This window comes from Sphaerimonospora mesophila (assembly GCF_001417795.1).
GTDB classification, from domain to species: Bacteria; Actinomycetota; Actinomycetes; order Streptosporangiales; family Streptosporangiaceae; genus Sphaerimonospora; species Sphaerimonospora mesophila.
Genome location: NZ_BCBX01000050.1, coordinates 39,221 through 53,368, shown reverse-complemented (window position 1 = coordinate 53,368; position 14,148 = coordinate 39,221). Strand labels below are relative to the sequence as shown.

The 14,148-nt window shown below is 72.1% G+C and carries 13 protein-coding genes; all 13 read right to left on the bottom strand.

What is annotated here, in order from left to right; all coding sequences use genetic code 11:
- Positions 1-25: 25 nt before the first annotated feature.
- The 13 genes from AP234_RS29620 to AP234_RS29560 all read right to left on the bottom strand — a co-directional run bounded on the left by AP234_RS29620 (position 26) and on the right by AP234_RS29560 (position 14,136).
- A complete protein-coding gene (locus AP234_RS29620; protein ID WP_055483048.1) occupies positions 26-889 on the bottom strand; it encodes a DivIVA domain-containing protein in 864 nt (287 codons plus the stop codon).
- Positions 890-952: 63 nt separating this feature from the next.
- Positions 953-1,228, bottom strand: coding sequence for a YggT family protein (locus AP234_RS29615; RefSeq protein ID WP_055483047.1), 276 nt, complete (start codon positions 1,226-1,228; stop codon positions 953-955).
- Between the two features lie 43 nt (positions 1,229-1,271).
- The gene (locus AP234_RS29610) at positions 1,272-1,754 is read right to left on the bottom strand and encodes a cell division protein SepF (protein WP_055483046.1); all 483 of its coding nucleotides are present in this window, start codon (positions 1,752-1,754) and stop codon (positions 1,272-1,274) included.
- Between the two features lie 72 nt (positions 1,755-1,826).
- Complete coding sequence (locus tag AP234_RS29605) at positions 1,827-2,519, bottom strand: YggS family pyridoxal phosphate-dependent enzyme (RefSeq protein WP_055483045.1); 693 nt, start codon at positions 2,517-2,519, stop codon at positions 1,827-1,829.
- A 7-nt stretch (positions 2,520-2,526) separates the two neighbouring features.
- Positions 2,527-3,927 (bottom strand): cell division protein FtsZ, encoded by a 1,401-nt coding sequence (gene ftsZ, locus AP234_RS29600; protein WP_055483044.1) that lies wholly within the window; start codon positions 3,925-3,927, stop codon positions 2,527-2,529.
- 205 nt (positions 3,928-4,132) lie between these two features.
- Complete coding sequence (locus AP234_RS29595) at positions 4,133-4,918, bottom strand: FtsQ-type POTRA domain-containing protein (RefSeq protein ID WP_055483043.1); 786 nt, start codon at positions 4,916-4,918, stop codon at positions 4,133-4,135.
- The gene (gene murC / locus AP234_RS29590) at positions 4,915-6,312 is read right to left on the bottom strand and encodes a UDP-N-acetylmuramate--L-alanine ligase (protein ID WP_055483042.1); all 1,398 of its coding nucleotides are present in this window, start codon (positions 6,310-6,312) and stop codon (positions 4,915-4,917) included. Before murC ends, AP234_RS29595 begins: the two co-directional genes overlap by 4 nt.
- A complete protein-coding gene (gene murG, locus AP234_RS29585; protein ID WP_055483041.1) occupies positions 6,309-7,388 on the bottom strand; it encodes an undecaprenyldiphospho-muramoylpentapeptide beta-N-acetylglucosaminyltransferase in 1,080 nt (359 codons plus the stop codon). The genes murC and murG overlap by 4 nt, the downstream gene beginning before the upstream one ends.
- Positions 7,385-8,680, bottom strand: a complete 1,296-nt coding sequence (gene ftsW / locus AP234_RS29580; RefSeq protein ID WP_055483040.1) for a putative lipid II flippase FtsW — start codon at positions 8,678-8,680, stop codon at positions 7,385-7,387. Before ftsW ends, murG begins: the two co-directional genes overlap by 4 nt.
- A complete protein-coding gene (gene murD, locus AP234_RS29575; RefSeq protein WP_055483039.1) occupies positions 8,677-10,101 on the bottom strand; it encodes a UDP-N-acetylmuramoyl-L-alanine--D-glutamate ligase in 1,425 nt (474 codons plus the stop codon). The genes ftsW and murD overlap by 4 nt, the downstream gene beginning before the upstream one ends.
- Entirely contained in the window at positions 10,086-11,159 is a 1,074-nt protein-coding gene (gene mraY / locus AP234_RS29570) for a phospho-N-acetylmuramoyl-pentapeptide-transferase (protein ID WP_083502555.1), read from the bottom strand. Before mraY ends, murD begins: the two co-directional genes overlap by 16 nt.
- On the bottom strand, positions 11,156-12,559 hold the full coding sequence (locus AP234_RS29565; protein WP_055483038.1) for a UDP-N-acetylmuramoyl-tripeptide--D-alanyl-D-alanine ligase: 1,404 nt from the start codon (positions 12,557-12,559) through the stop codon (positions 11,156-11,158). The genes mraY and AP234_RS29565 overlap by 4 nt, the downstream gene beginning before the upstream one ends.
- The gene (locus AP234_RS29560) at positions 12,556-14,136 is read right to left on the bottom strand and encodes a UDP-N-acetylmuramoyl-L-alanyl-D-glutamate--2,6-diaminopimelate ligase (protein ID WP_055483077.1); all 1,581 of its coding nucleotides are present in this window, start codon (positions 14,134-14,136) and stop codon (positions 12,556-12,558) included. Before AP234_RS29560 ends, AP234_RS29565 begins: the two co-directional genes overlap by 4 nt.
- Positions 14,137-14,148 lie beyond the last annotated feature (12 nt).

Sequence of the window (14,148 nt, the reverse complement as noted above, 5' to 3'; positions counted from 1 at the left end):
CGGTCGGGGAAGGGGGGCGCGAACCTTACCGACGGTCGTTGTGCGGGCCGTCGGCGCCCGGGAAGCCGCCGGAGTGCTGGGGAGCCTCCTGCGCGAAGGGGTTCGGACCGCCCGCCATCGGCTGGGGACCCGGAGCGACCGCGTGGGCCATCGCGGGTGCGCCGCTGACGATCGGGAACCCGCCGCTGCCCTCGGCCGAGACGTTCAGCTCGGCGAGCTGGTTCTCCAGGTACAGCTTGAGGCGGCTGCGGTACTCACGCTCGAAGCTGCGCAGCTCCTCGACCTTGCGCTCGAGCTCGTCGCGGGTCTGCACCAGCGTGCCCATGGCCTGTCGGTGCCGCTCCTGCGCGTCACGCTCCAGAGTCTCCGCCCGGGCACGGGCGTCGCCGATGATCTGCTCAGCCTGGCGGCGGGCCTTGCCGAGGATGTCGTCGGCCTCGCGCCGCGCGCGGGTCACCGTCTCGTCCGCTTCGCGCCGCGCGTCCGCGATGGCCTGGTCGGCCGTCTGCTGGGCGAGGGCCAGCACACGGGCCGCGGTGTCCATGTTGTCCTCAGCGGGAGGCATGCCCATACCGACGGGGACCGGCTCCGGGCGGGGAGGCTCGGGGGCTTTCATGGGCTCCGGCTGGGGGACCATCATCTCCGGCTTGGGTTCGGAGACCGGGGCCGGGGCCATCTGCGGTGAACCCGCCATGCCCATGCCTCCCGGGACTTTGCCCCGCAGGCACTCGGTCAGCTTCGCACGGAGCTCCTCGTTCTCCTGAATGAGACGGTCGAGCTCGGCCTCGACCTCGTCGAGGAAGGCATCGACCTCCTCTTCGTCGTACCCCGGCCTGAGCCTGGTGGTACTGAACTGCTTGTTCCGCACATCAGCGGGCGTCAACGGCATTTTGGGTCTCCTTGGCGCGCTTGGAGTCTCTGTCCGGTCGAACGGCACCCGATCAACGAAGCGCTACACGACTTGGATCAAGACCAAGATCACAATGAACAGCACTGTGAAGCTCAGGTCAAAGGCCACCGTACCCAACCTGAGGGGCGGAATGAAACGGCGGAGGAACCTGAGAGGAGGGTCGGTCACGGTGTATATGACCTCTGCCAGCACCAACACCACCCCGGAGGGATGCCAGTTGCGGGCGAACGCCTGCACCGTATCTATGATCATTCTGCCGATCAGCAGAAGCAGAAAGATGTAGAGGGCGAAGACCACGAGTTCTCTAATGATCCCCACGGCCCGGCCCCGCCTCCATCTGGTCACTGTTCATGATGGAACTCTAGCTCTGATTGAAGAAGCCGCGTTCCGCGATTCTGGCCTTGTCCTCGGCGGTCACCTCGACGTTGGCGGGAGACAACAGGAACACCTTGTTCGTAACACGTTCGATGCTGCCGTGTAGGCCAAAGACGAGACCCGCCGCGAAATCGACGAGCCGCTTCGCGTCGCTGTCAACCATCTCCGTCAGATTCATGATGACCGGCGTGCCCTCCCGGAAGTGCTCGCCGATGGTGCGCGCCTCGTTGTACGTGCGCGGATGCAGGGTCGTGATGCGCGCCAGGTCGGTCGTACGGCGCTCCAGGACCGGCGTCGAGGAACGAGGCGCCGGGACGGCCGTCTCAGTGGTGTCCTCGCGGCGCGACGAGTCGTAGTCCTCGTCCGCGTAGTCCTCGTCGGGGCCGTACTCGGCCGCGTACCTGTCTTCGTAGCGGTCGTCCTCCACGAGACCGAGGTAGACCGCCATCTTGCGCATCGCGCCGGCCATCGCTCGTCGTCCTCCCGCTTATCTGGTGCCTTCAAGGTCCCTATTGGGACACCAAGGTCCGCTTGGGGGACATTACCCGACGATGGCCTTTCTACGGCCGAGCAACGCCGTACCGACCCGCACATGTGTCGCGCCGTGCGCGATCGCCGGGGCGAGATCCCCGCTCATCCCCGCCGAGAGGACGTCCGCCCCGGGGTGCTCCTTGCGGATGGTCTCCGCTATCTCGCGCAGCCGGGCGAACGCCTCGGCGGGGTCCCCGCCGAGCGGGGCGACGGCCATCACCCCGCGCAGGCGCAGGCCCTCGGCGGACGCGATGCCGGCGGCGAGCGCCCGGGCCTCCTCCGGCCCGACCCCGCCCCGGCCGGCGACGGAGTCCAGCGTGACCTGGACGAGGCAGTCGATCTCCCGTCCGGCCCGGACGGCCTCACGGGCGAGTGCCGTCACCAGCCGGGGCCGGTCCACGGAGTGGATCACGTCGGCGTAGGACACGACAGAGCGGACCTTGTTCGTCTGTAACTGACCGATGAAATGCCAGGTCAGATCGAGATCGGCGCATTCGGCCGCCTTGGCGGCCGCCTCCTGGTCCCGGTTCTCCCCGATGTCGCGGACGCCGAGCTCGTTCAGGACCCGTACGTCCGAGGCGGGATAGGTCTTGGTCACCGCGATCAGCGTGATCTCCGACCGGTGCCGGCCGGCGGCCCGGCACGCCTCCTCGATCCGCCGTTCGACCTCGGCCAGACCCGCCTTGATCTCCTCTCGTCTCACGCGAGACTCACTTGAGGAAATCCGGCACGTCGAGCTCCTCCTCCTGCTCCTCGAACACGACCGGGACGCGGGGGCCCGGCCGGTTGACCCGGGAGGTGATCGGCGTCGGCGGCTCGGGCGCGGGCCGCGGGATCGACAGCGGGCCGGTGTTCCCGGTGTTCGCGGAACCCGCGCCGCCCGGTCCGGTGTTCCCCGGAGCGGAGCCGGCGCTCGCAGCGGTCCCGGCGCCGGTGGACGCCCCGCTCGATGGCATCTGCTCGACCTGCGGCTCAGGCTCCGGCTTCGGCGCGGGAGCCGGCGGCGCCGGGGCCACCGGTGGCGGCGCGGGAGCCGGAGCGGGCGCGGGGGCGGCCGCCAGAGTCGGCCGGGAGGCCGGCGGCGCGGGCGGGGCGGCAGGCGGCGGCGAGGCGGGACGGGACTGCTGGGCCCGGGACAGCGGTGTGACCGCCGGCTTGGCCGGGGCCGGCTCGTCGAACCCTGCGGCGATCACGGTCACCCGCACCTCGTCGCCGAGCGCGTCGTCGATGACCGTACCGAAGATGATGTTGGCGTCCGCCGCGGCCGCGTTGGAGACGAGCTGGGCCGCCTCGTTGATCTCGAAGAGGCCGAGGTCGGAGCCGCCGGCGATGGACAGCAGGACGCCGTGCGCGCCGTCGATGCTGGCCTCCAGCAGCGGGCTGGACACTGCCATCTCGGCCGCGGCGACCGACCGGTCGTCACCTCGCGCGTGCCCTATGCCCATGAGGGCCGACCCTGCGCCGGACATGACGGACTTCACGTCGGCGAAGTCGAGGTTGATGAGGCCGGGCGTGGTGATCAGGTCGGTGATGCCCTGGACACCGGAGAGCAGCACCTGGTCGGCGGCCTTGAAGGCGTCGAGCACGCTGACCTGCCGGTCCGAAATCGACAGCAGGCGGTCGTTCGGAATCACTATCAGCGTGTCCACCTCCTCGCGGAGGGTCTCGATGCCCGCCTCGGCCTGCATGGCCCGGCGCTTGCCCTCGAAGCTGAAGGGCCGGGTCACCACACCGATGGTCAGCGCGCCCAGCGAGCGGGCGATCTGGGCCACGACGGGCGCGCCGCCCGTGCCCGTGCCACCGCCCTCTCCCGCTGTGACGAACACCATGTCGGCGCCCTTGAGGACCTCCTCGATCTCCTCTCGGTGGTCCTCGGCCGCCTTGCGGCCCACCTCGGGGTTGGCTCCGGCGCCCAGGCCCCTGGTGAGCTCACGCCCGACATCGAGCTTCACATCGGCGTCACTCATCAGCAGCGCCTGGGCGTCAGTGTTGATGGCGATGAACTCGACGCCCTTGAGTCCCTCCTCGATCATCCGGTTGACGGCGTTGACTCCGCCGCCGCCGATGCCTACGACCTTGATGACCGCGAGGTAGTTCTGCGGTGCTGCCACGACGAGGGGCCTTTCCGCTCGTTTGCGTTCCACACGGGCCAGGCCCGCGCTGTCTTCAACTCTCACCCTCAAGTTGAGATTTAGAGTTATGTCAACCTGAGGATTGATACGGACAGTAGGGTTGCCGATCCCTCAGGGTCAACTCACCGCGCCGGAAGGTCGTCCGGCGTGTCGCGAGCCGTCCCGTTCCCTCCCGTGAGATTTCTCACTTGATCGTCACCACCCGGGGGCTGGTCACGTCGTAGAACGTCCCCGGTTCCGCCAGCGCGGCGGCGAGGGCGCGGCCCTTCTCCGCCGCCCGCCCGGCGTCGCCCCAAAGGACGGTCCGGCCGTCGGCGAGCTTCAACGTGATGGACCGGACGGACGGCACGCGGACCTCGTTCACCCGCAGGTCGTCCGGCAGGGCCTCCAGTACGGCGAGCGCGGCGCGCAGCGCCGGATCGCCGGGATCGGGCCGCTGCACCCGCAGCACCGGAAACCGCGGCGGGGCTACGGCCACCCGATCCAGGATCACCCCGAAGCGGTCCACGATTGCGTACACCTCGCTCGCCCTCGCCTCGTTCGTTGCACTCCCGTTCGCCGCCGAGCCGTCGGCGGGCCGCTCATCCGCCGCCGTCTCATGCGCCGCCGGCTCGGCCACGGGCACGACGGCCACCGGGGTGCGCTCGACCACGGTGATCAGTAGCGTTCCCGGCCACTCCCGCTCCACCCGCGCCGACTCCACCTCGGTCACGGCGCGCACCCGGCTCCCCACCTCGTCGACGTCCACGGTCGCCAGCGGAGTGCCGGCGCGCACGGCGGCGGCCGCGCGCAGCGTCTGCGCGGACACCACGGTGTTGCCGATGATCTCGACCTGCCGCACGCCCAGCACCGGCGAGTGGAACACCACCCAGGTGGCCGCGCCCACGACCGCGGCCATGAGCAGGACCGCCAGGGCCGTACGCCGGACGGTCCTGCTTCCCTTGAGGAAGGCCGGCGTGAGAAAGGTCACCTGGCCGACAGCTCCGCGACGATGCGGGGGCCGAGATCCGTGACGTCGCCCGCGCCCATGGTGAGCACGATGTCGCCGGGGCGGGCCCGGCCGGCCACGAGGGCGGGCACCGACGCACGGTCGGGCGCGTACACCACCCGTTCCGTGGGCAGCGGCACCTTGCCCGCGACCAGCGCGCCCGAGACCCCGGGCTCCGGATCCTCCCGCGCGCCGTACACGTCGAGCACGACGACCTCGTCGGCGAGGCCGAGCGCGGTGCCGAACTCGGCGGCGAAGAACCTGGTGCGCGAGTAGAGGTGGGGCTGGAAGACCGCGATCACGCGTCCGGCGCCGGCGACCACGTCACGGGCGGCGCGCAGGTCGGCGGTGAGCTCGGTCGGATGATGGGCGTAGCTGTCGTACACGGACACGCCCCCCGCCTCGCCCTTGGCCTCGAACCGCCGCTTCGCCCCGGTGAAGGCGGCCAGGCCCTCCCTGACGTCGTCGAACGGCAGGCCGAGGCGGAGCGCCACGGCGATCACCGCGGTGGCGTTCACGGCGTTGTGCCGTCCCGGCACGGCCAGGCGGACGCCGCCGTGCCCGGCCACGTGGAATTCGACCTCCAGGCCGCGCGGGGTGATCTCGACGGCGCGGAAGTCCGCGTCCGGGGCCTCGCCGTACGTCACGACCTCCAGGCCGCGCGCCCGGGCGAGGGGCGCCAGTGCCGCAGCGCCCGGGTCGTCCGCGCAGATCACCAGCATGGCGCCGACGCGTTCGACGAAGCGGGTGAAGCTCTCGTGCACGGCCTGCGGGTCGCCGTAGTTGTCGAGATGGTCGGCCTCGACGTTGGTCACGATCGCGATCTCCGGCGTCAGCATGAGGAACGAGCCGTCGCTCTCGTCCGCCTCGGCCACGAAGACCTCGCCGGTCCCGTCGTCCGCGCCGAGGCCGGTGGTGACGAGCCGGCCGCCCACGCAGTAGGACGGATCCTCACCGCATTTCTGCAGCGCCACGGCGAGCATCGAGCTGGTCGTGGTCTTGCCGTGCGTCCCCGCGACGGCGATGCCGGTCCGGCCCGCCATCACGGCGGCGAGCGCGGCGGCGCGCGGGATGACCCGCAGGTTCCGGCGCAGCGCCTCCCCCAGCTCCGGGTTGGAGTCGCGGATCGCGGTCGACACGACGACCGTGTCCGCGTTCTTGACGTGGGAGGCGGCGTGGCCGACGTGGATGTCGGCACCCAGCCCGCGGAGTTCGTCGAGCATGTCGGAGACCCGGGCGTCGCTGCCCGACACGGGGACCCCGCGCTTGAGCAGGATCCGGGCTATGCCCGACATCCCGGCGCCGCCGATGCCGATGAAGTGCACCCGCCCCAGATCAGCAGCCGGCACGGGGTCCACGAGCTTGACGAGACTCATCGGGAAACGATCTCCAGAACCTTACTGGCGAGCGTCGCGTCGGCGTCCGCGCGGCCCATGCGGGAGGCCGCCTCGGACATCGCCACGACACGCTCGGGGTCGTTCAGAATGGGCAGCAGCGTCTGGATGATCCACTCGGCGGAGAGGTCCGCGTCGTCGATCATGATCCCGCCGCCCGCCTGCACGATGGGCTGGGCGTTGAGGCGCTGCTCGCCGTTGCCGTGCGGCAGCGGCACGTACGCCGCGGGCAGTCCGACGGCGGTGAGCTCGGCGCAGGTGATCGCGCCGCTGCGGCACAGCACGAGGTCGGCGGCGGCGTAGGCCAGGTCCATGCGGTCGATGTACGGAAGGATCACGTACTGCGGGTCGCCCGGCGGGGGCTCCACCTCGATCGTGTTCTTCGGCCCGACCACGTGCAGCACCTGGATGCCGGCGGCCCGCAGCCGGGGCGCGGCCGCCAGGGCGGCCTGGTTGATCGAGCGGGCGCCCTGCGATCCGCCGAACACGAGCAGCGTCACCCGGTCGGACTCCAGCCCGAAGTACGACCTGGCCTTGTCGCCGAGCGACAGCCGGTCCATACCGGCGATCTGGCGGCGCAGCGGGATGCCGATGTACTGCGCGTTCTGCAGCGGGGTGTCCGGATGGCCGGTGAAGACGTGGTCGGTCAGCCGGGCGCCGAGCCGGTTGGCCAAACCGGGGCGGGGGTTGGCCTCGTGCACGACGATCGGGACGCCGCGCCGCCGCGCCGCGAGGTAGGCGGGCGTCGCGACGTAGCCGCCGAAGCCGACCAGCACGTCGGCGCCGACGCGGTCGAGGATGCCGGCCGCCGTGCCGATCGCCCCGGCGAGCCGGCCGGGCACGGTGAGGAGCTTCGGCGTGAGCGAGCGCGGCAGCGGCACCGCGGGCACCAGGGCCAGTTCATAGCCGCGTTCCGGCACCAGCCGGGTCTCCAGGCCGCGCTCCGTGCCGAGGCAGGTGATCCCGATCGCCGGGTCCTGCCGGCGCAGCGCGTCCGCCAGCGCGAGCGCGGGTTCGATATGGCCGGCCGTCCCGCCGCCGGCGAGGACCACCCTCATGTCACTCCTCTGTTCCGCGTCATCTCACGCCTCGGGCGGCCACCCAGGCCAAGCCAGCTTAGAGCCCGGGCGGCGAGTCCGGGTCCACGTGCGGCCAGGGCCGCCGCCGCCCCGGGCTCCCGTTTGGCGAACGACAACAACATGCCAAGGGCGGCGAGCGTCGGCAACAGCGCGGACCCGCCGTACGAGACCAGCGGCAGCGGGATGCCCGTGATGGGCAGGACTCCGATCACCGCGCCCATGTTGACGATCGCCTGTCCGGCGATCCACGCGACGACGGCCGCCGAGCACAGCCGGATGAACGGGTCGTTCACCCGCGAGGCGATGCGCAGCCCGGCATAGCCGAGCAGGCCGAACAGCGCGACCACCACGAGGGTGCCCATCAGGCCGAGCTCCTCGCCCAGGATCGAGAAGATGAAGTCGCTCTCCGCGTGCGGCACATGGCCCCATTTCTGGCGGCTCGCGCCCAGGCCGAGACCGAACCAACCGCCCGAGCCGATCGCTATCAGCCCCTGGACGGCCTGGAACCCCTCGTCCTGGGCGTGCTCCCATGGGTTGATGAAGCCCGCCAGGCGCTCCATCCGCCAGGGCGTGACGACGATCATCATAGCGGCGGCGAGCGCGAGCAGCGCGAGGATCCCGCCGAACAGGCGCAGGGGCGCCCCGACCACCCACAGCAGCGCCAGGAAGATCATCATGAGCACGAGCGTCGTGCCGAGGTCGCGGCCGATCAGCACCAGCACCGCGAGCAGCGCGAGTCCGGGCATCAGCGGGATCAGCAGGTGCCGCCACTCGATCCGGCCGCCCCGGGCCCGCCGGGCCAGGATGTCGGCCCCCCACAGCACCAGGGCGAGCTTGGCCGGCTCCGAGGGCTGGACCGAGAACGGCCCGATGGAGATCCACCGCTGCGCGCCCAGCACCTCCTGACCGATGAAGATCACCATGACCAGGCCGAGGATCGAGACGCCCATCAGCGGGTTGCCGGCCAGCCGGAAGAACCGCTGCGGCAGCCGGGAGCAGATCCACATCACCGGGATGCCGATCGCCACCGAGGTCGACTGCTTGATGAACCAGTAGAACGGGCTGCCGGTCTCCTGCAGCGCCTCGATGCTGGAGGCGGACAGCACCATCATCAGGCCGAGCGCGAGCAGCAGCGCGCTGCACCCGAGCACCAGGTAGTACGACACCAGCGGACGGTTCAGCAGCTCACGCAGCGCGGCGAGCCGCCCCTCGGAGCGGTGCCCGGAACGGCCGTCCGCCCGAGGCTCTGCTCCCGTCTCCGCCGCGGTCATCGTTCCGCCAGGCGGTGCACCGCGGCGGTGAAGGCCTCCCCACGCGCCCCGTAGCTCGTGAACATGTCCAGCGACGCCCCGGCGGGGGCCAGCAGCACGGTGTCGCCGGGGGCGGCGAGGGCGGCTGCCTCGGTCACGACGCGGTCCATCACCCCAGTGTCCTGCCCGGACACGTCGACCACGGGGACATCCGGCGCGTGTCGCGCCAACGCCTCGCGCACACGGTCGCGATCGGCGCCCAGCAGTACGGCGCCGCGCAGGCGCGGGGCGGCCTGCCGTACGAGCTCGTCGACCTCCGCTCCCTTGAGCAGGCCGCCGGCGATCCACACGATGGACCGGTAGGCCGCCAGCGAGGCGGCGGCGGCGTGCGGGTTGGTGGCCTTGGAGTCGTCGACGTAGTCGACCCCGCGCACGGTCGCCACGTGGGCGATCCTGTGCGGATCGGGGACGAACTCCGCCAGGCCGCGCCGTACGGCCTCCGGCGGCACGCCGTAGGCCCGGGCGAGCGCGGCGGCGGCCAGCGCGTTGGCGACGTTGTGCGGCGCGAACGGCCGCACGTCGGCCAGGCTCGCCAGCTCGGCGGCCTCGTGGGCGGGGTCGGCCGTGAACGCCCGGTCGACCAGGAGGTCCTCCACGACGCCGAGCTGCCCGGGACGCGGCACGCCGAGCGTGAAGCCCACCCCCCGATAGGGCGCGGCCAGCGTGGTCGACCACTCGTCGTCGGCGTTGTAGATCACGATCCGGGCGTCCGCGTAGATCCGCGCCTTGGCCGCCGCGTACTCCTCGATGGAGCCGTGCCAGTCGAGGTGGTCGGGGGCGACGTTCAGCACGACGGCCGCGAGCGGCGCGAGGCTCCCCGACCAGTGGAGCTGGAAGCTCGACAGCTCGACGGCAAGCACGTCGTACGGCCCGGCCCCGCGCTCCGCCGCCGGCTCTCCGCCCGCCGCCCTGTCTCCGTCCACCGCCGCCACGATCGGCACGCCGACGTTGCCGACGGCGAGCGCCCGATGCCCGGCGGCCGTGAGCATCGCGGTCAGCATCCGGACGACGGTGGTCTTGCCGTTGGTACCGGTGATCGCCAGCCAGGGGGCCCCGCCCGCGCCGTCGCGCAGCCGCCAGGCCAGCTCCACCTCGCCGATCACCTCGATCCCGGCGCGATGCGCGGCGGCCGCCAGCGGATGATCGGGGCGCAAGCCGGGCGAGACGACGACCAGCGACGTGCCCTCCGGCAGGTCGTCCTGCTCGCCGAACCTCACCTCCACGCCGAGCGGGGCGAGCTCGGCGGCCGCGGCCAGCTGCCGTTCGCCCTCGGCCGACTCCAGGACGACGACATGCTCGCCGCGGCGGGCCAGCGCCCGCGCCGCGGCCGTGCCGGAGATCCCCAGACCTGCGACGACGACGCTCACTACTTGGGCACCCATTCCAGGTAGAAGAGGCCGAGACCGCCGGCCACGCACAGCGCCGCGATCAGCCAGAACCGCACCACGATGGTGGTCTCGGCCCATCCGGACAGCTCGAAGTGGTGCTGGAGGGGGGCCATTCGGAACACCCGTTTCCTGGTCATCTTGAAGAAGCCGACCTGGATGATCACCGACATCGTGATGATGGCGAACAGCCCGCCCAGGATGACCAGCAGGAGCTGGGTGCGGGTGGTGAAGGCGAGGCCGGCGATCACACCGCCCAGCGCCAGCGAGCCGGTGTCCCCCATGAAGATCTTGGCGGGCGGGGCGTTCCACCACAGGAATCCCAGGCAGGCGCCGAGCACAGCGGCCGCGACCACGGCGAGATCCAGCGGATCTCGCACCCAGTAGCAGTTCGGCCCGAAGCCGACCGTCGCGCAGCTGTTGCGCAGCTGCCAGTTGCCGATCAGCACGTACGCCGCGAGGACCAGGCAGGTGGCGCCCGAGGCCAGGCCGTCCAGTCCGTCGGTCAGGTTCACCGCGTTGGAGAAGCCCACGATGAAGAACAGCACCCAGATCATGAAGCCGATGACGCCGATCGACGGCCCGAAGTCCCGCAGGAACGACAGCCGCGTCTCGGCCGGCGTGACGGCGTAGGCGTTGGGGAACCGCAGCACCAGCACCGCGAAGATCGCGCCCACCACGAGCTGCCCGGCGGCCTTGGCGCCGCTGCGCAGGCCCAGGCTCCGCTGCTTGTAGATCTTGATGAAGTCGTCGAGGAAGCCGACCACGGCCAGGCCGGTCATCAGGAACAGCACCAGCAGTCCCGAGGCCGTCGGCGGGTCGGTGTTGAGCGACAGCATGCTCGTCAGATGCGCGGTGAAGTAGCCGATCAGCGCGGCGATGACGATCACCGTGCCGCCCATGGTCGGGGTGCCCTTCTTGTCGTAGTGACCTGAGGGCCCCTCCTCCCGGATGTTCTGACCGTAGCCGCGCCGGGCGAACAGCCGGATCGCGAGCGGCGTGCCGACCATGGAGAGCAGCAGCGAGACCGCCGCCGCGATGAGGATGTTCCTCACCGCGCTTCACCTCCGAGGATCGCCGCTGCGACCCGTTCGAGCCCGGCCGCACGCGGCCCCTTCACCAGCACGACGTCGCCCGGCGCCAGCGCACCGGCCAGCTCCGCCCCGGCCGCCGCAGCGTCGGGGGCATGGCGCGCGCCCGGGCCCGCCGCCCGCGCGCCGGCCAACACCGGCTCGGCGTCCTCCCCCACCACGATCAGACCGGCGAGGCCCGCCTCGGCGGCGAGCCGGCCGAACTCCTCGTTCAGCGTCGCGCCGTACTCGCCGAGCTCCCGCATGGCGGCGATCACGGCGAACCGCCGCCGTCCCGAGCCGATGGCGGCCAGGGCGGCGAAGGCCGCGCGGACCGAGTCCGGGCTGGCGTTGTACGCGTCGTTGATCACGGTGACGCCGTCGGCCCGGTCGGTGACCTCCATGCGCCAGCGGCTGCGCGGCTCGGCCAGCGACAGCTCCTCGGCGATCGTCGCCACCGGGAGCCCCAGCTCGTACGCCGCAGCGGCGGCGGCGAGCGCGTTGTCGACGGCGTGCGCGCCGTGCAGCCGCAGCCGCACCGGCGCGGACCCGGTCGGCGTGCGCAGCGTGAACGAGGCCCGGCCGCGCCCGTCGAGCGTCTCTCCCTCGGCGCGCACGTGCGCGCGCCGCGAGCGGCCGAAATAGCTCACCCTGGCGCTCGTCCGGTCCGCCATCGCGCTGACGAGGGGGTCGTCGGCGTTCAGCACGGCCACGCCGTCGTCGGGCAGCGCCTCGACCAGCTCGCCCTTGGCCTGCGCGATCGCCTCGCGGCTCCCGAAGACCCCGAGATGGGCCGCGCCCACGTTGAGCACCACCCCGATCCGGGGCGGGGCGATCCTCGCCAGGTAGGCGATGTGGCCCACGTTGCGCGCGCTGAGCTCCAGGACCATGAACCGGGTCTCCGCGCCGGCCTTGAGCACGGTCAGCGGGTGGCCGATCTCGTTGTTGTACGACCCGACCGGCGCGATGGTCGGCCCGATCCGGGCGGCGAGGGCGGCCAGCAGATCCTTGGTCGTGGTCTTCCCCTGCGATCCGGTCACCCCGGCCACCGTGACACCGGGCCCGCCGGGCTCCGCCGCCCCGTTCAGCTCGGCCACGACGGCGGCGGCGAGGTCGGCGAGGGCGGCCACCACGTCGCTCACGATCACGGCGGGGGCCTCCACCGGGTGGGACGCGAGCACCGCGACCGCTCCGGCCGCGCACGCCTGCCCGGCGAAGTCGTGCCCGTCGGCCCGCTCGCCCTTGACCGCCGCGAACAGCGAGCCCGGCTCGGCGGCCCGCGAGTCGATCACGACGGGTCCCCGGACCACGGTCCCGGGGTCTGCCATGCCGTTCAGCGCGCCCGAGGTGATCTCGGCCACCCGGGCCAGCGGCAACGGGATCATGCGTCTTTCCTGCTCTCTCTCCGTGCGATGGCCCGCGTGATGGCCCGCGCGGCCACGTCACGATCGTCGAAGGGGATGACCCTGCCCCCGACGTACTGGCCCTGCTCGTGCCCCTTGCCCGCCACAACTACCACATCTCCGGGCGCGGCACCGGAAATCGCCAGGTCGATGGCCGCCTCCCGGTCCGGCTCCATGATCACGTGGGCCCGCTCGTCCGGCGGCACCCGCAGCGCCCCCTCCAGCATCGCGGCCAGGATCGCGAGGGGATCCTCGCTGCGCGGGTTGTCACTGGTGAGGATCGCCACATCGGCGAGCCGGGCGGCGGCCTCGCCCATCATCGGCCGCTTGCCGCGGTCTCGATCACCGCCGCACCCGAGCACGATCGTGAGCCGGCCGCGTGCCCGTGCCTCCGGCCCCGCTCCTGATCCGAGCACGGCGCGCAGCGAGCGCAGGACCGACTCGACCGCCCCCGGCTTGTGAGCGTAGTCGACGATCACCTGGAGGTCCCCCGGCCCCGGCACCCGCTCCATGCGGCCGGGTACGCCGCCGAACATCGCGATGCCGGACATCGCGGTCTGCGGCGGGATCCCCGCCTCCACCAGCGCGACCAGCGCGCCGAGCGCGTTGGCGACGTTGAACGGCCCGGGCATGGCCACGGTGGCGTCCACCTCGACCCCGCCGGGGCCGACCACGCGGAAGGAGCTGCCGTCGGTCCCCAGGCGTACGTCGGCGGCCCGCCAGTCGGCCTCCGGGGCCCCGGCAGCCGAGAACGTGGTGATCGGGATCTTGGCGAGGCCGGTCAGCTCGCGGCCGTGGGCGTCGTCGACGTTCACCACGCCGACGCGGGAGAACTCGGGGGTGAAAAGGCGCCTCTTGGCGGCGAAGTAGTCGTCCAGGTCGCGATGGAAGTCCAGATGGTCCTGCGACAGGTTGGTGAAGATCGCCACATCGTAGGAGATGCCGTCCACCCGGCCCTTGACGAGGGCGTGGCTCGAGACCTCCATGGCGGCGGCCGTGACCCCCTGCTCGCGCATCAGCGCGAACAGCGCCTGCAGGTCACTCGCCTCCGGAGTCGTGAGCTCGGGAGTCAGCCGCAGCTCGCCCGCGCGGATCTCCACGCCACCGACCAGGCCGGTCCGGTGGCCCGCCGCGCGCAATCCGGCCTCCAGCAGGTAGCTGGTGGTCGACTTGCCGCTGGTGCCGGTGACGCCGATGACCGTCATGCCGTCGGCCGCCCTGCCGTACACCCATCCGGCGACCTGCCCGAGCAGCGCGCGCGGGTCGGGCACCACGAGCACGGGCAGGCCGGTCGCGGCCGCGCGATCGCGACCCGCGGGATCGGTGAGGATCGCCGCCGCGCCGGAGGCGAGCGCGTCGGCGGCGAAATCGGCGCCGTGCGAGGAGCTCCCGGGCAGCGCCACGTAGAGGTCGCCGCGCCGGACGCGGCGGGAGTCGATCGAGACGCCGGTGACCGTCCCGCGGACCGCTCTGGCTCCGGGAGAGGGCACGGCGCCGGCCACGCCGAGCAGGGCCGCGAGCCCGGACAGCGGGCGGGCCGCCACGGCGGTGGGACGCATCGAGGACGGGGG

Coding starts and splice junctions, on each gene's coding strand:
- AP234_RS29620 (WP_055483048.1), bottom strand. CDS start 889: ATGCCGTTGACGCCCGCTGATGTGCGGAACAAGCAGTTCAGTACCACC.
- AP234_RS29610 (WP_055483046.1), bottom strand. CDS start 1,754: ATGGCCGGCGCGATGCGCAAGATGGCGGTCTACCTCGGTCTCGTGGAG.
- murC (WP_055483042.1), bottom strand. CDS start 6,312: ATGAGTCTCGTCAAGCTCGTGGACCCCGTGCCGGCTGCTGATCTGGGG.
- murG (WP_055483041.1), bottom strand. CDS start 7,388: ATGAGGGTGGTCCTCGCCGGCGGCGGGACGGCCGGCCATATCGAACCC.
- ftsW (WP_055483040.1), bottom strand. CDS start 8,680: ATGACCGCGGCGGAGACGGGAGCAGAGCCTCGGGCGGACGGCCGTTCC.
- murD (WP_055483039.1), bottom strand. CDS start 10,101: ATGGGTGCCCAAGTAGTGAGCGTCGTCGTCGCAGGTCTGGGGATCTCC.
- AP234_RS29565 (WP_055483038.1), bottom strand. CDS start 12,559: ATGATCCCGTTGCCGCTGGCCCGGGTGGCCGAGATCACCTCGGGCGCG.
- AP234_RS29560 (WP_055483077.1), bottom strand. CDS start 14,136: ATGCGTCCCACCGCCGTGGCGGCCCGCCCGCTGTCCGGGCTCGCGGCC.